Origin of the sequence: Shewanella oncorhynchi (assembly GCF_012584455.1) — a bacterium.
Lineage (GTDB): Bacteria > Pseudomonadota > Gammaproteobacteria > Enterobacterales > Shewanellaceae > Shewanella > Shewanella oncorhynchi.
Genome location: NZ_JABAEB010000016.1, coordinates 15,315 through 40,459 on the forward strand (window position 1 = coordinate 15,315; position 25,145 = coordinate 40,459).

The 25,145-nt window shown below is 43.7% G+C and carries 24 protein-coding genes; 15 read left to right on the plus strand and 9 right to left on the minus strand.

What is annotated here, in order from left to right:
- Positions 1-21 precede the first annotated feature (21 nt).
- Both HGO26_RS19800 and HGO26_RS19805 read right to left on the minus strand, forming a co-directional pair.
- Complete coding sequence (locus HGO26_RS19800) at positions 22-645, minus strand: LysE family translocator (protein ID WP_168827393.1); 624 nt, start codon at positions 643-645, stop codon at positions 22-24.
- 225 nt (positions 646-870) lie between these two features.
- Positions 871-1,353: a hypothetical protein gene (locus tag HGO26_RS19805; protein WP_168827395.1), complete on the minus strand. Its 483-nt coding sequence runs from the start codon at positions 1,351-1,353 to the stop codon at positions 871-873.
- A 255-nt stretch (positions 1,354-1,608) separates the two neighbouring features.
- Here HGO26_RS19805 and HGO26_RS19810 point away from each other — a divergent pair, with 255 nt between their 5' ends.
- From HGO26_RS19810 to HGO26_RS19835, 6 genes are all read left to right on the plus strand, one after another.
- Positions 1,609-2,184 (plus strand): YbhB/YbcL family Raf kinase inhibitor-like protein, encoded by a 576-nt coding sequence (locus HGO26_RS19810; protein ID WP_168827397.1) that lies wholly within the window; start codon positions 1,609-1,611, stop codon positions 2,182-2,184.
- Between the two features lie 11 nt (positions 2,185-2,195).
- Positions 2,196-3,362 (plus strand): L-dopachrome tautomerase-related protein, encoded by a 1,167-nt coding sequence (locus HGO26_RS19815; RefSeq protein ID WP_247651596.1) that lies wholly within the window; start codon positions 2,196-2,198, stop codon positions 3,360-3,362.
- A 133-nt stretch (positions 3,363-3,495) separates the two neighbouring features.
- A complete protein-coding gene (locus HGO26_RS19820; protein WP_168827399.1) occupies positions 3,496-3,972 on the plus strand; it encodes a VOC family protein in 477 nt (158 codons plus the stop codon).
- The gene (locus HGO26_RS19825) at positions 3,959-4,948 is read left to right on the plus strand and encodes a glycine betaine ABC transporter substrate-binding protein (RefSeq protein ID WP_247651597.1); all 990 of its coding nucleotides are present in this window, start codon (positions 3,959-3,961) and stop codon (positions 4,946-4,948) included. The genes HGO26_RS19820 and HGO26_RS19825 overlap by 14 nt, the downstream gene beginning before the upstream one ends.
- A complete protein-coding gene (locus HGO26_RS19830) occupies positions 4,945-5,430 on the plus strand; it encodes an Atu1372/SO_1960 family protein (protein ID WP_168827401.1) in 486 nt (161 codons plus the stop codon). Before HGO26_RS19825 ends, HGO26_RS19830 begins: the two co-directional genes overlap by 4 nt.
- Positions 5,431-5,599: 169 nt before the next feature.
- A complete protein-coding gene (locus HGO26_RS19835; RefSeq protein WP_131525027.1) occupies positions 5,600-6,154 on the plus strand; it encodes a sugar O-acetyltransferase in 555 nt (184 codons plus the stop codon).
- 124 nt (positions 6,155-6,278) lie between these two features.
- Here the strand turns inward: HGO26_RS19835 and hppD are convergent, their stop codons facing one another.
- Both hppD and HGO26_RS19845 read right to left on the minus strand, forming a co-directional pair.
- Positions 6,279-7,319, minus strand: coding sequence for a 4-hydroxyphenylpyruvate dioxygenase (gene hppD / locus HGO26_RS19840; RefSeq protein WP_028759590.1), 1,041 nt, complete (start codon positions 7,317-7,319; stop codon positions 6,279-6,281).
- 76 nt (positions 7,320-7,395) lie between these two features.
- Complete coding sequence (locus tag HGO26_RS19845) at positions 7,396-8,556, minus strand: homogentisate 1,2-dioxygenase (RefSeq protein WP_168827403.1); 1,161 nt, start codon at positions 8,554-8,556, stop codon at positions 7,396-7,398.
- Positions 8,557-8,763: 207 nt separating this feature from the next.
- On the opposite strand from HGO26_RS19845, the gene HGO26_RS19850 reads away from it, so the two are divergent.
- Together HGO26_RS19850 and HGO26_RS19855 are read left to right on the plus strand one after the other, a co-directional pair.
- On the plus strand, positions 8,764-9,678 hold the full coding sequence (locus HGO26_RS19850) for a LysR family transcriptional regulator (protein ID WP_115334369.1): 915 nt from the start codon (positions 8,764-8,766) through the stop codon (positions 9,676-9,678).
- Positions 9,679-9,934: 256 nt separating this feature from the next.
- Entirely contained in the window at positions 9,935-10,729 is a 795-nt protein-coding gene (locus HGO26_RS19855) for a TIGR00266 family protein (protein ID WP_113940919.1), read from the plus strand.
- Between the two features lie 111 nt (positions 10,730-10,840).
- Here the strand turns inward: HGO26_RS19855 and HGO26_RS19860 are convergent, their stop codons facing one another.
- From HGO26_RS19860 to HGO26_RS19875, 4 genes are all read right to left on the minus strand, one after another.
- Positions 10,841-13,678 (minus strand): TonB-dependent receptor plug domain-containing protein, encoded by a 2,838-nt coding sequence (locus tag HGO26_RS19860; RefSeq protein WP_168827405.1) that lies wholly within the window; start codon positions 13,676-13,678, stop codon positions 10,841-10,843.
- Positions 13,679-14,190: 512 nt separating this feature from the next.
- Positions 14,191-15,438, minus strand: coding sequence for an MATE family efflux transporter (locus HGO26_RS19865; RefSeq protein ID WP_168827407.1), 1,248 nt, complete (start codon positions 15,436-15,438; stop codon positions 14,191-14,193).
- 369 nt (positions 15,439-15,807) lie between these two features.
- Positions 15,808-16,146, minus strand: a complete 339-nt coding sequence (locus HGO26_RS19870; RefSeq protein ID WP_168827409.1) for a hypothetical protein — start codon at positions 16,144-16,146, stop codon at positions 15,808-15,810.
- A gap of 109 nt (positions 16,147-16,255) precedes the next feature.
- Positions 16,256-16,717 carry an EVE domain-containing protein gene (locus HGO26_RS19875; protein WP_028759596.1) on the minus strand — a complete coding sequence of 154 codons (462 nt, stop codon included), beginning with the start codon at positions 16,715-16,717 and terminating at the stop codon, positions 16,256-16,258.
- Between the two features lie 277 nt (positions 16,718-16,994).
- Here HGO26_RS19875 and HGO26_RS19880 point away from each other — a divergent pair, with 277 nt between their 5' ends.
- From HGO26_RS19880 to HGO26_RS19900, 5 genes are all read left to right on the plus strand, one after another.
- A complete protein-coding gene (locus tag HGO26_RS19880) occupies positions 16,995-17,375 on the plus strand; it encodes a DUF6508 domain-containing protein (protein WP_168827411.1) in 381 nt (126 codons plus the stop codon).
- 139 nt (positions 17,376-17,514) lie between these two features.
- Positions 17,515-19,227 (plus strand): AMP-binding protein, encoded by a 1,713-nt coding sequence (locus tag HGO26_RS19885; protein WP_168827412.1) that lies wholly within the window; start codon positions 17,515-17,517, stop codon positions 19,225-19,227.
- A 353-nt stretch (positions 19,228-19,580) separates the two neighbouring features.
- The gene (locus tag HGO26_RS19890; RefSeq protein WP_168827413.1) at positions 19,581-20,327 is read left to right on the plus strand and encodes a substrate-binding periplasmic protein; all 747 of its coding nucleotides are present in this window, start codon (positions 19,581-19,583) and stop codon (positions 20,325-20,327) included.
- 165 nt (positions 20,328-20,492) lie between these two features.
- A complete protein-coding gene (locus tag HGO26_RS19895) occupies positions 20,493-21,533 on the plus strand; it encodes a M14 family metallopeptidase (RefSeq protein ID WP_168827414.1) in 1,041 nt (346 codons plus the stop codon).
- On the plus strand, positions 21,530-22,420 hold the full coding sequence (locus HGO26_RS19900; protein ID WP_168827415.1) for an alpha/beta fold hydrolase: 891 nt from the start codon (positions 21,530-21,532) through the stop codon (positions 22,418-22,420). The genes HGO26_RS19895 and HGO26_RS19900 overlap by 4 nt, the downstream gene beginning before the upstream one ends.
- A 35-nt stretch (positions 22,421-22,455) precedes the next feature.
- Here the strand turns inward: HGO26_RS19900 and HGO26_RS19905 are convergent, their stop codons facing one another.
- Positions 22,456-22,863 carry a YccF domain-containing protein gene (locus HGO26_RS19905; protein ID WP_028759602.1) on the minus strand — a complete coding sequence of 136 codons (408 nt, stop codon included), beginning with the start codon at positions 22,861-22,863 and terminating at the stop codon, positions 22,456-22,458.
- A 267-nt stretch (positions 22,864-23,130) separates the two neighbouring features.
- Here HGO26_RS19905 and HGO26_RS19910 point away from each other — a divergent pair, with 267 nt between their 5' ends.
- Both HGO26_RS19910 and HGO26_RS19915 read left to right on the plus strand, forming a co-directional pair.
- A complete protein-coding gene (locus HGO26_RS19910; RefSeq protein ID WP_168827416.1) occupies positions 23,131-24,159 on the plus strand; it encodes a pyridoxal-phosphate dependent enzyme in 1,029 nt (342 codons plus the stop codon).
- Positions 24,160-24,240: 81 nt separating this feature from the next.
- The gene (locus tag HGO26_RS19915; protein WP_168827417.1) at positions 24,241-24,954 is read left to right on the plus strand and encodes an NrtR DNA-binding winged helix domain-containing protein; all 714 of its coding nucleotides are present in this window, start codon (positions 24,241-24,243) and stop codon (positions 24,952-24,954) included.
- Positions 24,955-25,145: the final 191 nt, after the last annotated feature.

Genomic DNA, 25,145 nt, shown 5'->3' on the forward strand with positions numbered 1-25,145 from the left:
TTAAGCGGTTAGTTCAAACCGTTAGCTCATGGCTAACCAAACTCCTACGCCTATCATTAGGCTGCCCGCAATGCGGTTTAACCAGCGAATATTATCACCACGGCTCAAGAAGATGCGCAGGCTTTTGCCACCACTGGCGTAGGCGAGCATAGAGGTAAATTCGGTCACCATGATAATGCTCAGTAAGGCGAGGAGCTGCGGCGCGACGTCGCGCTCGGCATTGATAAAAGGGGGCAATAGCGACACCATAAATGCCCAACCTTTAGGATTGGCAATGGCGGTAATAAAGCCTTGAGAGATCAAGGTGAAATTGCTGGCTCTGGGGTTAGTGTCATCATCACTTAATATGGTCATCTTGCCGCGCGCGCGCCACATCTGTACGCCGATAAAGCCTAAATAAATTCCGCCAACCCATTTGAAGATTTGAAAGATTTCGGGATAGTTGAGCATGATACTGGCAACGCCCATCACGGCGGCCGTGGCCACTAACGCCACCCCAACCAGTTCACCCAACATCATCCACAGGGTGCGGCGCACACCTATGCTCATACCCAGTGTCATGGCGAGTGTCATGCACATGCCCGGCGTGATAGAAACAAAGAAAAAAGTCGGGATAAACACAGCGAGTAAGGCAAAATCAGGCATGGTTTGGTCATTCTTGGGTGAAGATGAGAAGGTCGATAGTGTAATGAAAACGGCGGATTTAGCCAATCTGCTTATTTTGAACTTGCTCTCTTTAAATGTAATCGGTTGTGTTGGCTGGCGATATTTCACGCAAAAAGCATATTGTAGTTATTATTAACAATATGCTCACTAACCCCATTGTGATTAATTCTGCAGTTGTTCGGTTAACAGCGATTAACTTCATAGTTAACAAGATAAGACATTGACTGTAGGTTCTACATCAGTATCGATCAAGTAGACACTATCGGCGCCCACCATATAATAACTGTATAGGTCTTGGTAAATATGTTCGCCTAATTCACCATAATAAGGACGGCGTGCATTTTTTACCGACTTCCATATTGGCCAAGGTAAAGAAAAATAATCGGCATTGGATTGATTTGTGATATTTAAATCTGAATCAATAGGGAATGGCGTATTGCTTTTATCATCATGTTGAATATCACTAAATTTATCATTTATGTTATCTAAGAAGGTTTGATAACTTGACTCATCAATTACTTGTATTCCTGAAATCGTTGGGAAATACAATTCCATCGTGAATGCATCGTTATCAAGTTCCTGCCACAGTATGGTTAAAGATAAATGGTCTAATCTGCAACTCAGGTTTGGGTGTGGCTTTAGGTTTCTGTTCACGGGAAACCAAGGTTGATAAGCCGCTTTAATCATAGCGAATCCTCGTTATATTATTGTGTTAAGAACATATCTTAGTCGTGTGGCTGTTACTTTTTTGCATTATTTTTGCTGAAAGTACCATAACTTAAAAATAACTGAGAAGCATGTTGAGATTATCCAATATTTTTTGAAACTCATATCAACCAAATACGCCTTATCAATCATAATTTGATTGATATGCTAACCCACATTCTCAAATCAATGGTTAATGACTGTTCTAGGACAGTTCAAAAATGGGTTCAGCACATTATGAAATCGCCTTATTTCTCCTCTTTTAAAAATACTCTCTTGGTGACTGTCGCTTTGGCCGCCAGTATTAATTACGTTATGGCTGACGACAGTGCCTCTGCGTTTAGTCTCGAAAGTAATTTAGCTGATAATTCAAGGTTCCCTCCTGAGTATTATTGGAATCAATTTGGTTGTTCGGGCGAAAATATTGCGCCGCGTTTAACTTGGCAAAATGTACCTGCCGGTACCAAGAGCTTTGCTGTCACTTTATATGATAAAGATGCGCCTACTGGCAGTGGTTTTTGGCACCGTGTTGTGTATGACATTCCGGCACAGGTGTCGACTCTCGCAGGTGGTGTGAATGGCGGAGCACTACCCAGTGGTGCCATTGAAGCTAATACCGATTTAGGTAAACCTGGATTCTTTGGACCTTGTCCACCAGAGGGACGTGAACACAGCTATGTATGGACAGTGCATGCTTTGGATGTGGCGCAGTTGCCGATAGACAAGGGATCAACACCCGCTTTGGTGGGATTCTATCTTTGGCAGCATAGATTAGGCGAAGCAAGTTTAACGCTTTTAGCTGGCCCACGTTAGGAGGAATGAAGATGACCATATTATCTACGCGCATTACATACCCAATGTTATCAAAGGCTTTTACTCTACTGGCAACCAGTTTGTTGTGTTCTCACTCATGGGCGACACAGACTGAGCCGCTGGCAAAAATGGAAGTCTTTGCCGAACTTGATGGGGCTGTGGGCGGTATTACTTTCACATCAGATGAACGATTGATTTTCAGTTATCACCCTTTCTATCAACCTAATATTAAGGTGGCTGAACTTTTAGCGGATGGTAGTACTAAGCCATTTCCTAATTCGGATTGGCAGCAATGCCATGATCCGCAGGGTAAAGCGAAAGAACCTGATACTTGCCTTAATTGGGTGTTGGGGCTGCGAACCGACGATCAAGACAGAGTGTGGCTATTAGATTCTGGCCAGCAGGCGCCACGTATTGAGCCTAAATTAGTGGCGTGGGATACCAAGAAAAACCAATTAGATCGCATTATTCATTTGCCCGCGCCAGTCTCTCTTCCTGAGTCACAACATAATGACTTTGTTATCTCATCTCGATATCAAGCGATTGTGATTGCCGATGAGGGGATTGGCACGGGTCCCATTGGTGAAAAGGCTGCGCTGGTAGTTGTGGACTTAAATACAGGGAAAAGTCGGCGCCTATTACAGGGTGATAACAGTGTGATGCCAGACTTACAGCGGCCACTGATTATCGATAAAAACTCAAAAGATAGAAAGCAGATTGAAGTCTATGTGGGTGCCGATGGCATTGCTTTAGATAAAACCCAAACATGGCTCTACTTTGCCCCGATGAATAAAGACAAAGTTTACCGTGTGCGGATGACAGATCTCATCAATCCTTCGTTAACGCCTGCGGCACTCTCTGCCAAAGTGGAGGCTTATGCCGATAAGCCCGACAACGGTGGCTTAAGTATTGATGAAGCGAATAATTTGTATCTAACAGAAGTGGGAGAGCGGGCCATTGGTGTGATCCCTGCTGATTCTCGCCAGTATCGCACATATGTCCATGATGAACGTATGGTTTGGCCCGACGGTGTGAGTTATGGCAAGCAAGGTTATTTGTACTCTGGGGCTGCACAATTACCGTTATCGGCACCATTAAACAATGGCAAAGCTGAAAACAGTCCACCTTATTATATTTTCCGTTTTAAGCCCTTAGCGGCGGGCGTTCGTGGTAATTAACCTTAACCATTAATCTTATAACCTTACGTCAAGTGCTTATCTTAACTGAATTTATTCACACGATTTTTGCGGATTAAAACGGTTTGGATTCGCACTTGGTTATACCGAGTCAGTACTGCCAGAGGATGACAATATGAACATAATCGGATTGGATCACTTTACCATCAGAACGCCCAAACTGGTTGAAACGCTGTTGTTTTATCAAGTTATCCTTGGATTGAAATTAGGTTGGCGGCCACAGTTTGGTTTTCCTGGACATTGGCTCTATGCCTCAAATAAGCCCATTTTGCATTTGGTGGAAGCGGGCGATCAAGCGCTAGATGCCTACTTAGGGGAAAGCAGAAATATTTATGGCTCGGGACGTGTTGACCATTTGTCGTTTCGTGGCACGGATTTACACCAGATGCAGCAGCATTTATGCCAGCAGAGGATGATTTTTCAGGAACGAATTGTGCCTGAGATTGGTGAACATCAGTTGTTTCTTGAAGATCCGAATGGCATCAAAGTAGAGATGATATTCCCCTATGCAAAGGACAACGCCATCGTAGGAATTGTGATGGATAGGCTCACTATTTTAGACACCAAGGAGACTGAACATGGCGGAGATTAATCACAGCAGGCGGCAATTATTGCAAACGCTGGGATTGGGCAGTTTGGCATCATTGGCATTATTTCCTCGAGGTGCGATAGGTATGAATTCATTGAATAAGAGTACAAATATGGAGAGCTCACAGGGTAAGCCGATGATTCGCATGGGAGTGACGGACTTAAGTTTTCATCGTGTCACCGCCGCTGTGGTGGCCCATGTGATAGGGATTATGGGCAAAGAGGTGCAACGAAGCTATGCATTGCACGAGGCTAATTTTGAGCAGCTAGGTGAAGGCAAAGTGGATATGCTGTGTTCAGCATGGCTGCCCCATAGCCATGGGATTTATCGACAAGGTGTCGAAGAGCGAGTTGCTACGCGGCAACTCGGGCTACATTATGAGCCCTATGCGCTCTGGGGCGTACCCGATTATGTGCCTGCTGAGCAAGTGTCGAGCATTGAGGATTTACTCAAACCTGACGTGCAGCAACGTATGCGGCCCATCATTCAAGGGATTGGTGAGGGGGCGGGGATCACGCGATTTTCTAAAAATATTATGACGCAATATGGATTAACGGCGGCGGGTTATCAATTTAGAACAGGCACTCAGGCTGACTGTGTCGCCGCTTTTGAGTCTGCCGTAGCGGTAAACGATTGGGTGATCGTTCCTTTGTGGCATCCACAATTTTTACACCATCAATACGGTATTCGCGATCTTCAGGACCCTAAAGGTTTACTCGGGGGAAAAGATAAAGCGGTATTGCTCGCCCGTGAACGCGAGTTAGCGGTTAATTTCTCGCCCGCACAAATTCAGGTGCTTGATAACATAGTATTATCGAATCAAATGGTTGCAGAACTCGATTATGCGGTTAATCGACAAGGAATGACGGAAGATGAGGCCGCTGCGAACTGGCTGACAGTCAATCCTCAACATTTGACTACTTGGTTAGCCCCGCTGCTTAATCCTGCGAATGCCTCATCTCAGGGGGTGACATTATGATGATCACACCTGAATCGCGGCTAGTGGCGGCAGGGCTTGAACTACCTGAGGTTGCTGCGGCTCTTGGAAATTATGAACCCTATTCAATTGTTGGCAGTCAGTTAATGACCTCGGGTCAGTTTCCCTATTTAGAGGGCGAGCTTCAGTATCAAGGACAATTGGGCGCAGATCATACTGTGAGCGAAGGCTACGCTGCCTGTCGTCTTGCGACCCTAAATGCTATTGCCCAATTGAAACAGGCTTGCGGTGAGCTTTCGCGGATAAAACAAATTTACCGCTTGGAAGGGGTGCTAAATGTGCATCAATCTTGCTTTGAACATCCTAAAGCACTCGATGGGGCTTCGGATTTATTGCTTGAAATCTTCGGTGAAGCAGGGCGCCACAGCCGGATGATTTGGACAAATCCGGTCATGCCGCTGAACAGTTTGTGTCTAGTGTATTTATTTGCAGAACTCTATTGTGATGACGAACAAAGTCAATGACCTTTGTCTCGATTGAGATTGAATGTTTGAATGTGACTCACATTGGCTGTTAGCTAAATGTTCTGTCAGCAAGACGGGTAGTTCATTCAAGAGCATATGAGGCAGTTCTTGAACTTTAATCAATCGATTGTTAGGGTTAGGTCATCATGGACGGAATGTTGACAATACGATGACTGAGAAACAAAAAATGTTGGCGGGCCAGCCCTATAAGGCTTGGGATGATGAGTTATTGGCTGAGCGGATGCGGGCGAAATCCATTTGTCATCAGTTTAATCTGGCCGAACCGACTTTACTTGATGCCCGAATGGAGCATCTTCGTGGCCTGCTTGATATTCAACACTGCGCCCATATTGAGCCTAATTTCTTTTGCGATTACGGCTATAACATCCATATTGGCAAACAATTTTACGCCAATCATAATCTAACCATATTAGATGTTTGCTCAGTCTCGATTGGCGATAATGTGATGTTTGGTCCCCATGTGATGATTTCTACCGCAACGCATCCTATTAATCCCATTGCGCGGCAAACGACGGAATACGGCGCGCCAATTCAAATCGGCAATAATGTCTGGCTAGGTGGAAACGTCTCTGTACTGCCCGGTGTGACCATTGGCGATAATTGTGTCATTGGTGCTGGTAGTGTCGTGAATAAGAGTATTCCGGCGAACTGCGTGGCGGCGGGGAACCCTTGTAAGGTTATCAAACCTATCGATGTGGACTAGTGCAGGAAAGTTAAAGCCGAGTGATTGGTGTCAAAGCTGATGGTGATTTAGATGGCGATGTAGATATTCGTAGAAAGAAAAACGGTACGCAGTGCGTACCGTTTTTTATTAGCAGGATGAATACTTACAGTACGCCGCGGCGCATTTGGTCCCGTTCAATTGATTCAAACAGGGCCGTAAAGTTGCCTTCACCAAAACCTAAGTTATTCTTACGTTGGATGATTTCGATGAAAATCGGTCCAAACAGGTTTTTAGTAAATATTTGCAATAAATAGCCTGTATCATCACCATCCACCAAAATTTGGTGATGTTTGATGCGCTCACGATTCTCAGTCACTTGAGGCAACTTGTCGAAAATGGTGTCGTAGTATTCAGGGATGATGTCTAAGCATTGGATTGAGCTGCCTTCCATCGCATCCAGAGATTTTACGATATCGCGGCTTCTAAAGGCTAAATGTTGCACACCTGGGCCATTGTATTCCTTCAGATATTCATCAATTTGGTTTTTATCGCTGCCTTTACCTTCGTTAATCGGGATACAGAAGCTGCCATCGGGCGAACGCAGGGCGTAGGACACTAGCGCGGTTTGTACGCCGCTGATGTCAAAGTAGCGCACTTCAGTAAAACCAAAAATATTTTTATAGAAGTTAGCCCAATGTTCCATTGTGCCTTTGTAGACGTTGTTGGTTAAGTGATCGACCTCGATAAAGCCTTTCTCTTGGGTGATAATTTGCTCGTCTAAATCTTCAAAATCAGCGGCATAGATATTGTTATCTGCGCCAAAGGTGTCGATGAAATAAATTAAGCTGTCGCCAATGCCGTAAATCGCAGGATAAGGCAGATCTTTGTTGGCATCATCGGCGGGTTTTGCACCACGTTCAACGGCAACGCGATAGGCAAAGCCGGCATCTTCTACACGCCAGCCCATAGAACAAATGGCTGGGCCGTGGGATTTAGCAAACTTAGCTGAGAAACCTTCGCGCTCAGTGTTGAGCAGAAAATTAATGTCATTCTGTTTGTAGTACAGGATGTCTTTGTTCTTGGCTTTTTTCAGCAGAGAAAAACCAAAGTCGATAAAGACTTTGTGCATAAAATCAGTATCAGGGCTGGCGAATTCAGTGAATTCGATACCTAATAGGCCCAGTGGATTTAGTTCGCTTGCCATGTTGTTTTCCTCGTTATTTTAGTGCAACACGCCGTCACTCTAATGACTCCCGCATGGGAGTGCTGGTGGCTTGGGGCTAGTCTTCTAGCCAAGAGCGGTTGTAGTCTTTGCTCATGCAATTTTGTACATGTTCGGTTAATTTCAGTGGGGCGAACGTGTCCACCATCACTGCATATTCATAGGTTTCTTTTTTGCCAATCGAGGCTTCAGTGCGGCCCGGTTGTGGTCCGTGGGCCACACCTTTTTGATGTAAGGTCATGTAACCCGCTTCAATGCCCGTGCGGCTCATAAAGTCGCCATCGACGTAATACAAGACTTCGTCGCTATCTATGTTGTTGTGGTAATAAGGCGCCGGAATCGATTTAGGGTGGAAATCGTAGGGGCGCGGCACGAAGTTACAAATCACAAAGTTATGGGCGGTAAAGACTAAGTGATCAGAAGGGGGGAGATGGATTTTGCCTACCTTTGGTGCGTATTCGGTGATGTTGAATGCCCAAGGATAAACGCAGCCATCCCAACCCACTAAATCAAAGGGATGCCATTCGAGCGTGGTGAGTTGGTACTTATCGCCAAACTTACACACTAAGGGGAAGGCGCCGCGCTTAACCACAGCATCTTGCAATGTGGGCACGCGCAAATCGCGCTCGCAGTAAGGTGCCGATTCTAATAGTTGACCATACTCGTTACGGAAATGCTTAGGCACTTCCACCATAGAGAATGACTCGATGACGAAAAGTCGCACATTGCTGTAATCGTTGAATTTAAGCTGATAAGTGGTACCACGTGGGATCACGAGATAGTCCCACTTTTGGACCTTAATCGTGCCGTACTCGCTGTAGAGTGTGCCTTCGCCTTCGTGGACAAAAACCACTTCATCGGCATAGGCGTTACGGTAAAACTCGTCGGTATCTGCGGTGACTTTGGCGGTATACAGTGCTAAGTCATTGTTATAAAAAATCTTGTTACGGGCGCTGAAAAAATTACCTTCACGGTCGGCATCGCGGGAATCGAGTTTATAGTTTTGGACCAGCGAGTCTTCCCAATTGGCACCATGGCCTAGGCTGTAGGGCGTCACTTCCAATGCTTTGGTTGGCATGTTGTGGTGATATTTATTGGAATAAATATTGGAAAAACCATGGGTTGAGAACAACTCTTCACGGTAAAGCTCGCCGTTTTCCTTTTCAAATGCGATATGGCGCTTATGGGGAATCTGGCCTTGTTTCACATAAAATGGCATGGAGGATCCTTGGTTTTTACAGCGGCGTGAGATTAGCTCTACTTCGCTTGTCGTTATGGTTATGTGATCTTGTTATCAATTTAGTTGCTTGAATGAACAAAAAAAAGAATAATAAATCCGTTATCTCAATCTAAAAATTAGATGGTATTCTAATCTTTACGAATCGTAGTGTTTCCGTGACATGTTCATTAGAGCCAAGGAGTGACCATGCGCATCGATATTGATGCTTTTAATGTGCTGCAAGTGCTGGTGGAAGAGGGCAGTTTTGCCAAGGCGGCGGAGCGATTACACAAGGCGCAATCGGCGGTGAGTTATCAAGTTAAAAAGTTAGAAGAGCACTTAGGTGTGCAACTTTTTAGTCGTGAGCAATATCGTGCGGAACTGACGCAAGAGGGGCGGGTGATTTTGGCCGAGGGGCAAAGGTTACTGCAACACCTTGCAAACATTGAACATCTTGCCAGTCGTTTCAGTGAAGGCTGGGAGCCAAAGTTAGAGCTAGTGATAGATGGAGCCTTGCCAATGGAGCCAATTATGACGGCTTTAAAGCGTATGGCTGAGCATCAAATCCCCACTAAAATTCAGCTCAATATGGAATTTTTAGGCGGTGTACAACACAGATTTGAGCGGGATAATGCCGACTTGATGTTAGTGAAAGATTATCGCACAGGCCCCTACTATCATCCGCAGCCTTTGCCTGCAATTACTAGCGTACTGGTGGCCAGTGCTTCGCATCCTTTGTCTTTTATTCGCGAAATTAGTTTGTCTGAGCTGCAGCAACATGTGGAATTAACTATCGAAGACTCTTCACCCAATAAAAGTTACCGCGATGAAATGCAATTTGGCGGTGATAAAGTGTTTTATCTTTCTGGCTTTATCATGAAAAAGAACGCCTTGTTAAAAGGCTTAGGTTTTGGCTGGTTGCCGGACTTTTTAGTGCAAGAAGAGTTGGCTAAGGGTGAATTAGTTGAAATCGACTTCGTCGGTGGCAGTCGTTTTACGTTTATTCCACAGCTCGTCTCGACCTTAGAGCGTCCGTTAGGGCGTGCGGGACAACTTTTTACCGAGTTGATATTAGAGGAGTTTGCTAAGGCTGAGCAGTTTAATGGTGTGGGTTTGGGTTGATAAGTCTTCGCTTGTCATCTTTTGATACAAGTTACCGCATAAAATAATCGCATTTTGACATTTTATGTCATAGATTAATGCCTAGGTCAGATTAAGGCTTAGATTGAGAGTTAAAATAAGGCCTAAATTCAGACTGAGCTAAGATCTAGATTAAGGTCGAGATGAAGAGTGAAATTGAGCCGCGATAGGTAAAGAGTCGTCCATCGGGGTCAATCTAAAGGATAGTAACAAGGAACTGACAGTTAAGGGGAACAGTATGTCTAGACGTTGTCATGAAGTGGATTATGAAATTATCGGCCACAGTATGCAGTTGGTTGAAGTGGAACTCGATCCTAACGAAACAGTGGTCGCTGAAGCGGGCGCGATGAATTACCTAGAGCAAGATATTAGCTTTGAGGCCAAAATGGGCGATGGCTCTGAGCCTGAGTCAGGCTTTTTTGGCAAGTTGGTGGGCGCGGGTAAACGGGCATTGACGGGTGAGAGCATTTTTATGACTCACTTTACCAACCAAGGCAATCAAAAACGTAAAGTCGCTTTTGCCGCCCCTTATCCTGGCACTATCCTAGCGATCGACTTGGCCGAACATGGTGGTGAGCTTATCTGTCAGAAAGACAGTTTTTTGGCTGCGGCTTTAGGTACACGCGTGACGATGAAATTTAATCGCCGCTTAGGTACCGGATTTTTCGGTGGTGAAGGGTTTATTCTGCAAAGTCTACAGGGCGATGGTATGGCGTTTATCCATGCGGGGGGCACCTTAGTGAAAAAAGAACTAAAAGGTGAAACCTTAAGAGTTGACACAGGTTGTCTTGTTGCATTTACCTCAGGGATTGATTACGACATAGAGCGTGCAGGCTCATTAAAGTCTATGGTCTTTGGTGGTGAAGGTTTGTTTTTAGCCACACTCAAAGGCCACGGGACGGTTTGGCTACAAAGCTTGCCATTCTCACGTATGGCGGATCGCATTATCGCCCATGCCCCATCAGCGGGTGGCAGTGATCGCGGTGAAGGCTCTGTACTCGGAGGTCTTGGTCGCATGCTCGATGGGCGCTAACACAACATTTTTAATGGGGCGCCTTTATGTAAAAGTAAAAAAAGTGACATATCGAGATTGATGATATGTCACTTCAAATGGGAGATTTTAAATTAGCTTATGTAACGTTGGTTAGAACTTATAGTTAACGCCTACAGTGATACGTTGTCCCAGAATGTCATAGTAAGCACCTTGGTTATATACACTCGGTTGACGAGGTGGGGTTTCATCAAACATGTTGAGTATGCCCGCACGAACTTGTAATGCATCAGTGATGTTATAGCGACTGGTTAAATCAAATGTAATATATGATGGAATATCATTATAGTTGTTTTGATTTGGTGACCAATCGTTACTTAAAACTGTATTACTACGATAGTTCGCAGTTAGTACTGCAGAGAAATCTCCGTAGGTGTAATCCGTCGTAAAACGATGGCGCCAACGTGGCCGCTCTTGTTCACCTGTTTCTTTTATTTCATCTTCAGCAAAACCTGTTGAATTAAATGAACGTTCTTCTAGATAAGTACTGAAGAGGCGGATCCCCCAGTCACCAAAGCTACTTTCAAACTTATAGTTAGCTTCAATATCTACACCAGAAGTAATGCTGGTCGCAGAGTTAACTGGTTTTTCATAGTAATTGGTGATCTCATGCGTATCAGGATCACGTTCAAGCAATGGACAGAATGGGTTGTCTAGAGTGCTTGATTGGTAGCAATACTTTACAACATCTGGGCCATCAAAACTGTTAATGACATTTTCCATGTCAAATTTCCAGTAATCAACAGTGAAACTTAGGTTTTCAATATAATTTGGGGTATAGACAAAACCGATAGTTATGTCATCGGCAACTTCGTTTTGTAAGTCCTCGTTCCCTACTATAAATCCAGGACGAGTCGAACCATACCACTCTTGAGATGGTTCGAAATCGGTAGGAATGCCTTGTGCCGCACAGTTTGCCAAGACATTGTCTAGATATTCAGGATTTATTTGGTTGCGGTAGCTAGAAGCGCAATAATCCTTTATAGATCTGAATGTTTGTCCTGGTGGGCTATACAAGTCACCTATATTGGGAGCTCTAACAGATTTCGAACGGTTTAATCTAACTCTCAAATCGTCGAAGACAGCCCAGTTTAAGCCTACTTTCCAAGCAGTATCAGAACCAGATGTCGAGTAATCCATATAACGGAAAGCTGTTTCCAGTGTTAAATCTTGTACTAATGTAATGTCACTTAGTAATGGAATTGACAATTCTGCAGAAGCTTCCGTTACATCAAACTCACCTTTAAGTGGCTGAGATTGGTTGTTGAACAGTAAGCCCTCTCGCATAGCTGGATCTGGTAAAGTGTCTGCCTGCTCTTTTCTATACTCGAGAGAGAATGCACTCGATACAAAACCTGCAGGTAATTCGAATAAATCGCCACTTACGGATGCTCCCACTGCGGATTGAGTTATAGATGAACGGCGAATAGCATCGGTGCTAACCCAATCATAGGCTTCTTTATCGAAAATACCGTGACCAAATACATTAAGTGGAAGGCACCCATTATCGCGCGCGCTTTCACTACGGCAGACGACATCTCCATTGGCATCTTTGATCGTATCAACGGCATCGTAGAAGCGTTGTTCAAACATTTCACCGTACCATTCAGTGTCGGCTTGAACATGCCCTACTGTCGCATAGGCATCATAGCCCCATTTTTCAGAAAGCTCGCCTTCGAACCCCAGAGCAACACGAGCTGTCGTTCTTTCTTGACTGTATTTGCGATTACCAAAGTCTGATGCAAGATAACCAAGAGTAACTCCTGCTCCTGGTTTTGGCTCACCTGCCGCAACTAAAGCAGCTGCTTCTGGTGATAGGAAGCCATTATCTTCATGTAACTTGAAGTTTAAAAATGCAGGAGAGCTTTCTCCATAAGCATCTGATTTACTTAAGCTTGCTTCCATTGTCATTTTATGGTTTTCATTGATGTCATAACTCATTACTGAGAAAAAGTTAATGCGATCTAATGGCGTTTTGATGAAAGAGTTTTCTGCGAAGTTATAACCTTCTCCGCCGAGATAATCGACACGACCAGAAGTCAGCGGAGGTAAAGCTTGTCCTAATTGCATTGGTCTAACATTGCCATTTTCATCAAATGAGTATCGAGTACCATTTGAAACAAATGTCCCTGTTTTACTATAGGAAGCTAATACTTGTTGACCATAACCCCATACAACAGACTGTGGGTCATCTGGACCTGTTGCATTTTGATTACGTACAACAATTGGAGCTTCACGTAGGAACTCTCTATCCATAAAGGATAATTGCCCCTGACGAGCCCAACTAAGGTTAGTAACAAAATTAGCTTTACCTACTTCTGAACCAAATGTTATTGAAGCATATTTTTCTTCACCACCATCTTCTGTTGGCTGTGTAGTCGAAACGTCAACCGAAATGCCATCAAAGCTTTTTTTCGTAATAATGTTCACAACTCCCGCGATAGCATCTGAGCCATATACTGCTGATGCACCACCAGTTGTGATTTCAATTCGTTCAACCATAGCTGTTGGTATATTGTTAAGATCTACAGAACCTGAACCAGGTGCTCCTGCAACAAATCGACGACCATTAACAAGAACGAGTGTACGGTCAGAGCCTAGTCCTCTTAAGTCTGTATTATTTAATCCGCTAGCAAATACAGTATTATTGGTTGTTTCAGGTGATAGTCCTACTAGTGTGTTGGGCATCTTATGCAGCAAATCAGCAACGTTAACGACACCTGCGTCAATTAACCCATCACCTGATATAACTGTCACAGGTGTAGGCGTGAGTTCACCAATACGCTTAATTTTTGAGCCTGTAACTTCAATACGTTCAAATGTTTCAGTTGGTTCTTCAGTTTGGGCATGAACAAAAGTGGAAGCTGTTAGACTTGCTGCGGCAAATATACCGTAGCGAACCGCTTTTGCCGTTAGTGACAAAGAGTTCATACATTTCTCCTTTATATTTTTTATTGGTTAAATTTATGGTTGTAAATTGAAGCTGCACTTAACAACTCCAACCACATATTTATTTCCAAGTTGCGAGATTGTCAAACGGTAGGCGTTTTTAGGTTAATTTTGGTGGCAATCATTTAAGGTGAGATGAACAATTTTGTTAATTATTTTGCATTAATTAAACAATGAGATTCGTTATTCGTAACATGTAATTGTTTTTTGATAGGCTGTTTTTAGGTGGAAGGTATTTAATTTGTTGATTATAAAGGTTATTATTTTTTTTGTGATTTTATTTGTTTTTTCGTGAGATATTAATTGTAACTGAGTGTTTCTTATTTGGTTATTTTGCTTACTTTTTTTGTTTATTTTATAATTATCATATATCAATCGTTAGAAAGTATTATTTGCAGGTTTACCAGGTTAATTCATTATAAAGTATTATTGGCAATGAATGATTAATGTTGTTGTGGGTTTAATGAAAGGTTTTTTAAATTATTTTATATTTTCTATTTATTTTTAATATTTCTCTCTATGATTTTTGAAATAAAATACATCATCAAATAGCCCGTGCCTAAGGCTAAAATCACCGCGACGACATTCTCCGTATACAGGCGGTAAGCGTAGAAAGTACCGACCAGTACTGCGATACCAGCAAGGCGAATAAGTAGGCTTTGAGTAAAGTAGCCATGAGCTTTGATATAAGCTAGCTGGTAGCCATTGAGCATCATAAATATAAAAAACATGGAGAAATGCATTAATACTGGGGCCGCTTTAATGTATTGCTCGGGGAATAACCAAGCGACTAACGGCTTGCTCGCAAAAACCATAACGACAAAAAAAATACTGCTGATCCACAAAGAAACTTTTATCAGCCACAACTTAATTTGTTGCACTTCGTCAAAGCGTTTTTCTCGTACGCACACTGCGACTTCGGGCAGCACAAAACGGTAGATGGGAAAGACAAAAAGCAGGGTGAGGTAAGTGATCATCGGCCGCACCACCACTTGGAAATCACCCAGTTCATCTATGCTGAAATAGGCAATAGTCAGCAGTACGGTGATGTAAATCATCAAGATACTGGCCCCCGCTTCCATGGACGCCGTCAGGCTTTTCTTCATAAAACTGCGTAAACCCGTATCAAAATGCACTGCACTTAAGGGCGGAGTGGCAATATCTTTGCGCCGTTTTAAGTACATATATAAGGCAACGATGAGCGATGACAGTGTCATGCTGTAAAAGAGTGATGCAATGGCGGTTTGTTTTAAGCCATAGAAACATAATAAAAAGCTAGTCACTTGTGCGAGCGGCTCTAACCAAGTGACTCTATTGGAGATGGCATATAGCCGGTACATGGCAATTTGATTGGTAAAATAGACCTTGAGCCCCATACTCAGAATAATCCCAACCAATTGAAAATATTCTACATTAAGATGCAATTTGTGCTTGATATAGGGTAAAACTAAGCCCCATGTCAGTAATACCATAGCGATCAAGCTGTAGCGGAATATATTGGTGATATCCACATCTTGCTTGGTCTGGGAGTAGGTCACCACCATAGAGGAGCGAAATCCCGTCATTAGGATTAGCGACAGTGAGATAATGTCGATCACTGTGTGATAGAGCGCTAGATCGGCTTTGGCAACCCATTGTGCTAGCCAGAGTTTAAATAGAAACCCCACAGAAATACTGGCGAGTGATGCCCAGAACCCCGCAATAATTGCCTGCTTAACCCGTTGAAGTGAGGTGTTTTCCATTATCAAAAATCCAGCGTTAGTCTACGGTCATTATCGGGATGCTATGAATTCAATTAAGATTTTGCCTTAGCCGCATGAGTATTTTTAGGTGACACTTATCTTGTTCTGTTCGATATCTTTTCACCCTGCATGAGTCTAGCATTTTTGCCAATTTACGACCAATAGCCAGATAGTAAAGATATGATAAATATCAATATGTTGCTTTATTGTAAGTTAGAACGTTATTTAGTGAGGACTGGGATGATAAATTGTCTTACAGACAACGTTTTTTGATAGATGAAAGCAGTATTAAGAAGTACTCAACGCCCAGATAAGCGCTGGGCGTAGTTGTAAAAGTGTCAGTTATAAATGCCATTTTGCCATGGGAAGTTAATCGGTAATGATATTGACGATATCGAGGATTTTACGGCTGTTATTATCGAGTTTGATTAGTGCACCTTCGACTTGAATGCTAATGATGCCATCTCTGTCTAAGGGCACTACGATGCGGCCGCGATCATAAATATCATGCTCAAGCACATCACCACGGTGGAGTTTTTTCTGCCAACCGGGTGGCAGTGGCTGACCTTGGTCAACTTTTTTCTGTAATCCCGGCGGTAGACTTTTATCCTTTTTGTGGTGCTCATGGTCATCTTTAGCAAAGGTTGAGATGGACATCGTTAAGCTGAGGACAAGTCCTGTGATTACCACTGAGGTCAATTTATTCATCTGTACTCCTAAGGGGCATTGAGTTGATGTTGTGTCCAATGCTGGATGTGGCCAACAATAGGCGATGCGAAATGAACTATAGCTGAACGTTCTGGTTCAAGATTGCTTTCTAGCGGGTTAACATGAGTACGGCTTGCCATTGTTCGGCGGTCACAGGTTGGATACTGAGTCTTGACCCCTTAGAGACTAAATACATGTCCGCCAGTTGGGGTAAACTTTTTATCAAACTTAAGGGAATAATCTCGTTAAATTTTTTGACAAAGCGGATATCTACTCGTAGCCATCTTGGTTTGGTTGGATCTGACTTAGGGTCAAAATACTTCGATTCTGGATCGAAGGCCGTGCTGTCGGGATACGCATTGGTCACAACTTCAGCGATACCGACAATACCGGGCACTTTGCAGCTTGAATGGTAAAAAAATACCTTGTCGCCAATCTGCATCTCATCGCGCATAAAGTTACGCGCCTGATAATTACGGATCCCATGCCAAGCTTCAGTTTGGTTAGGGCAAGCCTTAAGATCATCTATGCTAAATTCGTCGGGTTCCGATTTCATAAGCCAGTAGTTCATCTTGTTTCCTTTACTCATAGTTGCCGTTAAGCGCTTCAATACCGCTGAGTTTATCTGAATTTTGTCGAATACCCCAGTTCGTCACCCATATCAAATATTGTGAGTTTGATTAAGTTTCCGTTCAGATAACGTGGCTTAGCCTGTTGACAGTAATCTTATTTGGTATGCCTTATGCAAATTCTCGTTTCTAAGGCAAAGCGTCAAATTCGATCTCGGTTTGTGACTGGTGTCGTATAAGTTGTGGCAGCAGAGGCAACCAAAACCTGTGAGGTGTGTTATGGGGACTTCAACAATGACATCCGATTGTGGCTTATACACTAAATATCTTAAGGATTTTACGGCGGGTGATGTGATCTTAAGTCATGAGCGAATGCTGGAATTTATTAATGACCTGACAACGCAAGGTTGGTTATTGGCTAATTTCACTTGGGACTATTGGTATAACAACAGTTACTTAGTCGATAAACCTGCCTATATTCGTGATGCGAGCATCGCACAATGTAAGTTGCTGCTAACCGCCATGACGCGACTCGAGGTTTTTAGCCCCGGCGTGTTAGAAAATATGCGTCGCCAAGGGGTGTTACTGGCCATTGTTGAGCGGTTACAAAGCTTAAATGTGCCTAAGTCGAGTGCTCATTTTGAGTTTATCAGCCGTTAGCACTGGGCTTTAATGGATTGTTATCTAATAGTTTGTCTTACTCTTTAGTCTAATAAAGTGCTTTTTTACTTGTGACATGATCCGTGGATTGGTTAGTTTGGACCTCGCTAACCATAATAATAAATGCACGGAGGCCTTAATGTCAGTTCCTACAAGCCAAGTTATAAGCCCGCTCAACGTTAGCGAGTTTAGAGGCGAGTCATCACCGAAACTCGTTGAGAAGACCATAGGTCAATATCTTGATGAGATTGCGGCAACGTATCCCGACCAATTAGCTGTCGTCGTACACCATCAACATATCCGCTGGAATTACCGCCAATATCTTGCCCAAATCGATGCGCTCGCCACAGGACTATTAAAACTCGGTATTAAGTCTGGTGATAGGGTAGGGATTTGGTCGCCTAACAATATCGAGTGGTGTTTAACCCAATATGCGACCGCTAAAATTGGCGCCATCATGGTATGTATTAATCCTGCGTATCGTCCTGAAGAGTTGCAATACGCGCTGAGTAACGTGGGTTGTCGCGCGGTAATTTGTGCTGATAAGTTTAAATCCAGCAATTATCTTGAGATGCTATATGAATTGGCGCCTGAGCTAACTTCTTGCCCCTCGGGTAAATTACAAGCTAAAGCCGTACCTGAGCTTGAATTTGTGATCCGTATGGGCGCGGAGAAATCCGTCGGTATGTTGAATTTTGATGACTTGATCGTTGATGTGACCGCCGCTGATAGGATAATGCTTAAGAGTATTGCTAAGGAATTAAGCCCATACGATGCGATTAATATCCAGTTTACCTCTGGCACGACGGGCAGTCCGAAAGGTGCGACCTTATCACATCATAACATATTGAATAATGGCTATTTAGTCGCAGAGGCGATGAAGTTTACCTGTCACGATAAACTCTGTATTCCAGTGCCTTTATACCATTGTTTTGGCATGGTACTCGGCAGTTTAGTTTGCTTAGCCAAAGGCGCAACTGCTGTGTTCCCCGGAGAATCCTTCGATCCACTGACGACATTGCAAGTGATTGAGCAAGAGCGTTGCACCGCTTTGCATGGTGTACCGACCATGTTTATTGCCGAGTTGGAACACCCAGAGTTTGCTCGTTTTGATTTGAGTTCCTTACGTACCGGCGTGATGGCGGGGGCAACTTGTCCTGAAGAAGTGATGCGACGTGTACAAAACCTGATGTATATGAAGGAAGTGCTGATTGGTTATGGACAGACCGAATGCAGTCCGCTCAATCACATTACTGAAATCGACTCACCCGTAGAGAAACGTGTGCTCACCGTTGGCCGTGCTTTGCCCCATACCGAAGTGAAAATTGTCGATGAATTTGGCGAAGTGCTGCCAATTAATCAACCCGGTGAAGTTTGTAGTCGCGGTTACTGCATTATGCAGTGTTATTGGAATGATCCTGAGAAAACGGCGGCAACCATAGACAGTCAAGGCTGGCTACATTCGGGCGATATTGGCCAAATGGATGAGCAAGGTTATGTGCAAATTGTGGGGCGCATTAAAGATATGATTATTCGCGGCGGCGAGAATATTTATCCCCGTGAGATTGAAGAGAAACTTTACACCCATAAAGATGTGCAGGATGCGGCGGTCTTTGGCGTTCAAAGCGATAAATACGGCGAGGAAGTGTGTGCTTGGATCAAAGTCCGCTCAGGAGCCGCGATTACAGAGGCTGATATTCGTCATTTTCTCACCGAGAAATTCGCCTACTTTAAAGTGCCGCGCTACATCAAGTTTGTGGATCAGTATCCAATGACAGTGACGGGAAAAATTCAGAAATTCAAAATGCGCGAGCTGATGTATCAAGAGTTATATGAAGATATTAATGCTTAAGTCATTTGGCTTTGAGTTGATTAATACTATTGATATTTGACTTCCAAGCCGCGTAATGCGGCTTGAATTTTATTCTATCTAGCTATTTCGGTTAGCAGATAAACGAACAAGCTAATTGGCTCACGAAAAAGTCGGCGAGTCATACCATCAAGCCAAGCTGCACTTTGAGTTAGCTTTCGCTGCTAATATCATTATTCTAATTGTAATAAAACTTCACTTCCCCGCTGTGGCTTGATGGCTATACTAAAACTAGTCATAAAATCTAACCAGTCATAAAATCTCGGCAGATAAAAACGAAAGCGTTAAGTTGTCGATGATGTAGTCGTAAATCCATGCAGGCAAAGGAGTACTAAATGGTTCGATGGCGTTCAATGCTCCTTGTGTATTGTCTTTCCTTTATGGGATTGAGCGTAGCTAAAGCGGATACCTTAATGCTCACTTCTTTACTTTGGCCGCCTTATTCAGGAGAGCAATTAACGGAGCAGGGTGCCAGTATTGCCGTGGTACGGGCGGCGCTGAACGTTATGGGACATCAATTAGACGTGGATTTCTATCCGTGGAGCCGTGCTGTCAAACTTACGACTATGCCGAACTCTGACTACATAGGTTATTTTCCTGAATACTATGTAGAAACTGAAAAGTTTATCTTTTCAAAACCGATTGGCGAAAGTCCATTGGGGCTGGTGGAGCAAAAGTCCCATCCAGTAAGTTGGAATTATATTGAAGATCTTAATCGCTATACCTTAGGTGTGGTGAAAGATTATGTGAATACTCAGGCCTTAGATCGCATGATCGTTTCCGGTGTTCAGCAGACTGAAGCTGTGACTTCGGATGAGCATAATGTTAAAAAAGTTGCCGCGGGTCGGATTGATGCCGCGGTGATTGATGTCAACGTTCTGCACTATTTACTCAAGCAAAAGCCCTTACAGCCGCTGGCGACAAAGTTGCAAATCAATCGGCAAATTCTGGCGAATAAGCAGCTCTATATCGCGTTTCGTAATACAGAAGAGGGACGGCGTTGGCGAGATATTGTTGACCAAGGTTTAGCGCAGGTTGACGTAGAAACCATCATTGGAGAGCTACTTTATAGTGAAGACTAATGTAGGGTTTTAGGATAGTTTATTCTTTGTTTTACTCGTTATTTTTCCGCTTATTTCCCCGTACAGTCACTTCTGATATGCAGTTTGTCATCATTTTGTCTTTGTTCACTATTAGTATCACTTTAACGGCATGAGTTGTTCTCTCATTTTATTGATTAAGGTGACATGAAGAAACTTCCTTTTGAGCTTCCATTTGAGTTAGATACGCTGCAGCAACTCATTGATACTCATCATCTTAAGTTAGATTATCAGATCCTTGCCGACATTCCATTCCGCCAAGAGCATTTCCCCCTTTACAGTGTTGAGTTAGGTGGTACAGATACGCCTTGTCCGACAGTACTCTTTGTGGGGGGCGTGCATGGGGTTGAGCGTATTGGATCTCAAGTTATTTTGGCATTGTTAAACAGTTTATTGCAGCGGCTTGTTTGGGATAAACACCTACAACAGATGTTAACGGGCCTGCGGTTAGCTTTTGTACCTGTAGTGAATCCTGTTGGGTTATTCATGGGAACGCGGGGCAATGGTAATCAAGTGGATTTGATGCGTAACGCTCCGATAGAATCCCGTGAAAAAGTGTCCTTTATGGTGGGAGGACAGCGTATATCGTCACGGCTGCCCTGGTATCGCGGTATTGGGGGAATGGAGCTGGAAACTGCGGGTTTAGTTGCCTATGTACAACAACTGTTGAGTCGCAGCACAAGTTTGATTTCGCTCGATGCCCACTCGGGATTTGGCTTGAGTGATCATATCTGGTTCCCCTACGCCCATACCCGTACCGCCTTCGAAAATGCCAATTATATTTTTCATCTAAAACAATTGTTTGAACAGAGTTATCCCCATCACGGCCATTATCGGTTGGCGCCGCAGAGCCAGTTTTATCGCACTCATGGTGATATTTGGGATTATCTCTATCGCCAGCACCAAGTGGCTGATCCTTCTGCTCAGGTGCCATTTTTACCTTTGACATTAGAGATGGGATCTTGGGCATGGATAAAGAAGAATCCTAGACAAATATTTAATTTTGCTGGCTTTTTTAATCCACAAAAAACACATCGTCACCATAGGATTTTACGCAGGCATACAGTACTCATGCAATTTATGATGGAAGCGGCCTATGCCCAATCGTTAGAGCAGTTAACACCTGAACGTTTGACTGAGCTGACAGAGCGTGCGCGGCATTATTGGTATCGGGAGTCTCAGTCATGACAACTTGGGTGTTATTAAGGGGATTAATGCGTGATCAGCGGCATTGGAATGGTTTCGATCAGCGTCTGCGACAAAAGGGATTGCGAGTGCTGACACCGGATCTTCCGGGCAATGGGACGCTATCCCACGAATTAAGTCCGCTTAAGATTGCTGATTATGCCCATGCCGTGTGGCAGCAATTAGATGAGCAGGTACAGGAAGGGGAGACTATTTATCTCCTCGGCTTGTCTATGGGCGGTATGTTGGCGTTGGAAATGGCATGCCAGCGACCTTGGCAGATAAGGCATGCCTTTGTATTAAACAGCAGTGCGGCGAATTTATCGTATTGGTATCAAAGATTTAATCCGCTGAATGCATTGAAGGCTTTTTTCATGCGTGCTCGGGGTAACGCTTTACATCCAATCGAGTCGACTATAGTGCGTTTAACCAGTTTTCGTCATCGGCGAGACCGAGATTTAATTGTCAAGTGGAGTGAGTTTCGCCGCGATACCACACCAAGTAGACGCAATGTATGGCGACAACTTTGGGCGGCTTTTCAATACCAATGTCCATTGACAGTGGAAGTACCGATAACTGTGCTCTGCGGTGACCGTGATGCGCTGGTGAGTATGGCATCGAGTAAGGCGTTAGCACGGCATTTTTACACCGATTTGATTGTACTCGCGTATTGTGGTCACGATGCCGCTATAGATACACCCGCAAAACTGGCGCATTATCTGTTGGAAATTGTGGGGGCGACTAAGCCGCAAGTGCAGTTTTCTGTGGATAGTGAGCCTGCCAATACTCAATATGATTGCAACGATTTATTGGAGGAAGAAATAGCCTTAAACGAAGCGATATTTGCTGTGTGGGATGACAAAGCGCTATCCACTCTTGAAACTAAATAATCGAGAGTGAATAGCGCAGTTAACACATTGTCTTATTAAGCTTTAGCCACTACGGTTTGGCCTATCGGTGTGAGGCTGAGTAAAGCTAACTTAAGATGCTGTATCCCAAAGGGAATACCGATAATCGTCACAAAACAAGCTAAGGCGTGGACCAAATGCCCTATGGCTAACCAGATCCCAAACAGTAAGAACCAAATGATATTTCCTACCATGCCTAATGCACCTGTGCCCAAGTCTTCACGTCCAGTTAAGTGGCGACGGTTCATTTGTTCTTGGCCGAAGGGCCAAAAGGTCATTTCGCCGATAACAAAACAGGCGCGGCCGAAGGGAATACCAATGATACTGATAAAACACAGGATACCTGCGAGCCACCAAGCGAGTCCCATTACAAATCCGCCGAGTACAAACCAAGCTATGTTGAATATTAAGCGTAATACAGCCATTGAAAGCTCCTTATGTTTACCCTGTTAGCCTTTATCGTTAGCTTCGATAAATTGAATATATGTCAATGTCTAAGCGATAACTATGCCAACTATTTAAATTATTCATAATCAATGGGTTAATTATATGTATTCGAGATTCATGTGTCATTTTCACTAGTTTTTCGCCAAATTGATAATTTCTTAAGGGCGTAACAGGAAGGGCGGAGTTACACTAGCCTTCCCTTAACTGGTTTAAAAACCAGAGAATTTAATCGTTTGAGTAGCTTGATGTTTGCAAATTCCCCTGTCGATACATTTGCCTTTGCTGGCAGAGACATATTCCTAAAACGTGATGATTTACTGCATCCGGCGTTTAGTGGCAATAAAGCACGCAAATTCGGCTATTTTTTAGATCATGAGTTTGCAGGCATCAGCAAGGTGATAGGTCACGGCTCGCCATTAGCTAACTCACTGTATTCATTGTCAACATTAGCGAAGATGAAAGGCTGGCAGTGTGATTTTTATGTAGATCATATTGCCAGTCAAGTGGTTAAACATCCCACGGGCAATTACGCTGCCGCTTTAGCGCATGGCGCTAATATTATCGATTTAAGTGTGTTAATAGCACAAAAGCAGGCGTGCACTCAGTCGCAATCTGAACCTCACGTTTTATCAAATCTTAAGGCTAGGCCTGACCCTACTGCGCAAGTGGGCGATGTGCGACTGAGTTGCCCTGATTATATCGAGGCTCAAGTACTCGTGAATGAGCCGACGGCGCTTTTTATTCCAGAGGGGGGGCGCTGTGCTTACGCCGAATACGGGATAAATAGATTGGCACAAGAGATAGTACAGTTTGCGAAGGCGAATGGATTGGTTGATTTAACGGTGTTTTTACCTTCGGGGACGGGAACGACTGCGTTATTTTTAAATCAGTATTTTATCCGTCAGCAAACGGATATTCGTGTCGTGACTTGTGCCGTTGTCGGTGGCGATGATTATTTGCGCTTGCAATTTTCGTTGCTTAATACCAATACCAGTGAGCATCCACATATTGTTAATGTCGGCAAGAAATATCATTTTGGTAAACTTTATCCCGAATTTTATGCCATGTGGCAGCGGGTCTGCGCCTCAGGCGTGCAGTTTGAATTACTTTACGATCCCTTAGGTTTTATTGTGCTTGAGGAATATTTACAAGGCGGTGGCTCTCGTCCTGTGATGTATATCCACCAAGGTGGTTTACTCGGGAACGAGACCATGTTGCCACGTTATCAGCGTAAATTTGGGCAAAGTGGCTCATCCTGTGCCTCTGAGCATTGACTTAGTGACGCTAAGACATAATATGTTTGAAGCTATGTAATGCTAAGTTAAGCTGATGATTTGGAACGATGGGGAATATCAATGACTGAAGCGGAATATCTCGCCAATTACAATCCTAAGGTTTTTAAGGCTCAGCTACTGACAGTGGATGCCGTATTGTTTACCTATCACGATCAGCAACTTAAAGTACTCTTAGTACAACGCTCAAATCATCCATTTTTAGGTTTATGGGGATTACCTGGAGGGTTTATCGATGAAAATTGCGATCAATCCCTTGAGCAAACTGTATTACGTAAACTGCATGAGAAAACCGCAGTAGTGCCACCTTATATTGAGCAGCTATGCACTGTGGGCAATCGTAGTCGTGATATAAGAGGCTGGTCCGTGACTGTGTGCTATACCGCCTTGATGAGTTATCAAGCGTGTCAGATCCAGATTGATTCAGTGAGTGATGTTAAGTGGTGGCCATTAGCGGATGTGTTGCAGATGCCCTTGGCGTTTGATCATTTGCAGTTAATCGAGCAAGCGAGGGAACGCTTAACACAAAAAGCCTTATATTCTTTAGTGCCAGGATTTGCACTGTCTGAACCTTTTACCTTGCCAGAATTGCAGCATGTACATGAGGTTTTACTGGGCAAGCCTATCCAAGGTAAATCTTTTCGTCGGCGGGTTGAACAGGCTGATTTATTGATCGATACGGGATTAAAGCGCACCGAACGTGGTCGTCCTGCTAATTTATACCGCTTGAAACCCAATACCGCATCGTATCGCTTCTTAAGAAATTTAGAATGTTGATCACAGTGAATATGGATTTTAGCAAGATATTCGCCTTGCTCAATATGAGTAACGGCGACTGCTTATGCCTTATTCATGGTGACTTTGAATCAGTAAAGGCTGTTTAATTACTGATTTTGCCTTAATGTCTCCGGTTCTTGTATTACTCGATACCCATATTGTAGCTTCTTAGTTGTCTTTCCCACTAATAG

Bases quoted from the DNA above. Each gene is read 5' to 3' on its own strand.
- HGO26_RS19800 (WP_168827393.1), bottom strand. From the start codon at position 645: ATGCCTGATTTTGCCTTACTCGCTGTGTTTATCCCGACTTTTTTCTTT.
- HGO26_RS19805 (WP_168827395.1), bottom strand. From the start codon at position 1,353: ATGATTAAAGCGGCTTATCAACCTTGGTTTCCCGTGAACAGAAACCTA.
- HGO26_RS19810 (WP_168827397.1), top strand. From the start codon at position 1,609: ATGAAATCGCCTTATTTCTCCTCTTTTAAAAATACTCTCTTGGTGACT.
- HGO26_RS19815 (WP_247651596.1), top strand. From the start codon at position 2,196: ATGACCATATTATCTACGCGCATTACATACCCAATGTTATCAAAGGCT.
- HGO26_RS19820 (WP_168827399.1), top strand. From the start codon at position 3,496: ATGAACATAATCGGATTGGATCACTTTACCATCAGAACGCCCAAACTG.
- HGO26_RS19825 (WP_247651597.1), top strand. From the start codon at position 3,959: ATGGCGGAGATTAATCACAGCAGGCGGCAATTATTGCAAACGCTGGGA.
- HGO26_RS19830 (WP_168827401.1), top strand. From the start codon at position 4,945: ATGATGATCACACCTGAATCGCGGCTAGTGGCGGCAGGGCTTGAACTA.
- HGO26_RS19835 (WP_131525027.1), top strand. From the start codon at position 5,600: ATGACTGAGAAACAAAAAATGTTGGCGGGCCAGCCCTATAAGGCTTGG.
- hppD (WP_028759590.1), bottom strand. From the start codon at position 7,319: ATGGCAAGCGAACTAAATCCACTGGGCCTATTAGGTATCGAATTCACT.
- HGO26_RS19845 (WP_168827403.1), bottom strand. From the start codon at position 8,556: ATGCCATTTTATGTGAAACAAGGCCAGATTCCCCATAAGCGCCATATC.
- HGO26_RS19850 (WP_115334369.1), top strand. From the start codon at position 8,764: ATGCGCATCGATATTGATGCTTTTAATGTGCTGCAAGTGCTGGTGGAA.
- HGO26_RS19855 (WP_113940919.1), top strand. From the start codon at position 9,935: ATGTCTAGACGTTGTCATGAAGTGGATTATGAAATTATCGGCCACAGT.
- HGO26_RS19860 (WP_168827405.1), bottom strand. From the start codon at position 13,678: ATGAACTCTTTGTCACTAACGGCAAAAGCGGTTCGCTACGGTATATTT.
- HGO26_RS19865 (WP_168827407.1), bottom strand. From the start codon at position 15,438: ATGGAAAACACCTCACTTCAACGGGTTAAGCAGGCAATTATTGCGGGG.
- HGO26_RS19870 (WP_168827409.1), bottom strand. From the start codon at position 16,146: ATGAATAAATTGACCTCAGTGGTAATCACAGGACTTGTCCTCAGCTTA.
- HGO26_RS19875 (WP_028759596.1), bottom strand. From the start codon at position 16,717: ATGAACTACTGGCTTATGAAATCGGAACCCGACGAATTTAGCATAGAT.
- HGO26_RS19880 (WP_168827411.1), top strand. From the start codon at position 16,995: ATGGGGACTTCAACAATGACATCCGATTGTGGCTTATACACTAAATAT.
- HGO26_RS19885 (WP_168827412.1), top strand. From the start codon at position 17,515: ATGTCAGTTCCTACAAGCCAAGTTATAAGCCCGCTCAACGTTAGCGAG.
- HGO26_RS19890 (WP_168827413.1), top strand. From the start codon at position 19,581: ATGGTTCGATGGCGTTCAATGCTCCTTGTGTATTGTCTTTCCTTTATG.
- HGO26_RS19895 (WP_168827414.1), top strand. From the start codon at position 20,493: ATGAAGAAACTTCCTTTTGAGCTTCCATTTGAGTTAGATACGCTGCAG.
- HGO26_RS19900 (WP_168827415.1), top strand. From the start codon at position 21,530: ATGACAACTTGGGTGTTATTAAGGGGATTAATGCGTGATCAGCGGCAT.
- HGO26_RS19905 (WP_028759602.1), bottom strand. From the start codon at position 22,863: ATGGCTGTATTACGCTTAATATTCAACATAGCTTGGTTTGTACTCGGC.
- HGO26_RS19910 (WP_168827416.1), top strand. From the start codon at position 23,131: ATGTTTGCAAATTCCCCTGTCGATACATTTGCCTTTGCTGGCAGAGAC.
- HGO26_RS19915 (WP_168827417.1), top strand. From the start codon at position 24,241: ATGACTGAAGCGGAATATCTCGCCAATTACAATCCTAAGGTTTTTAAG.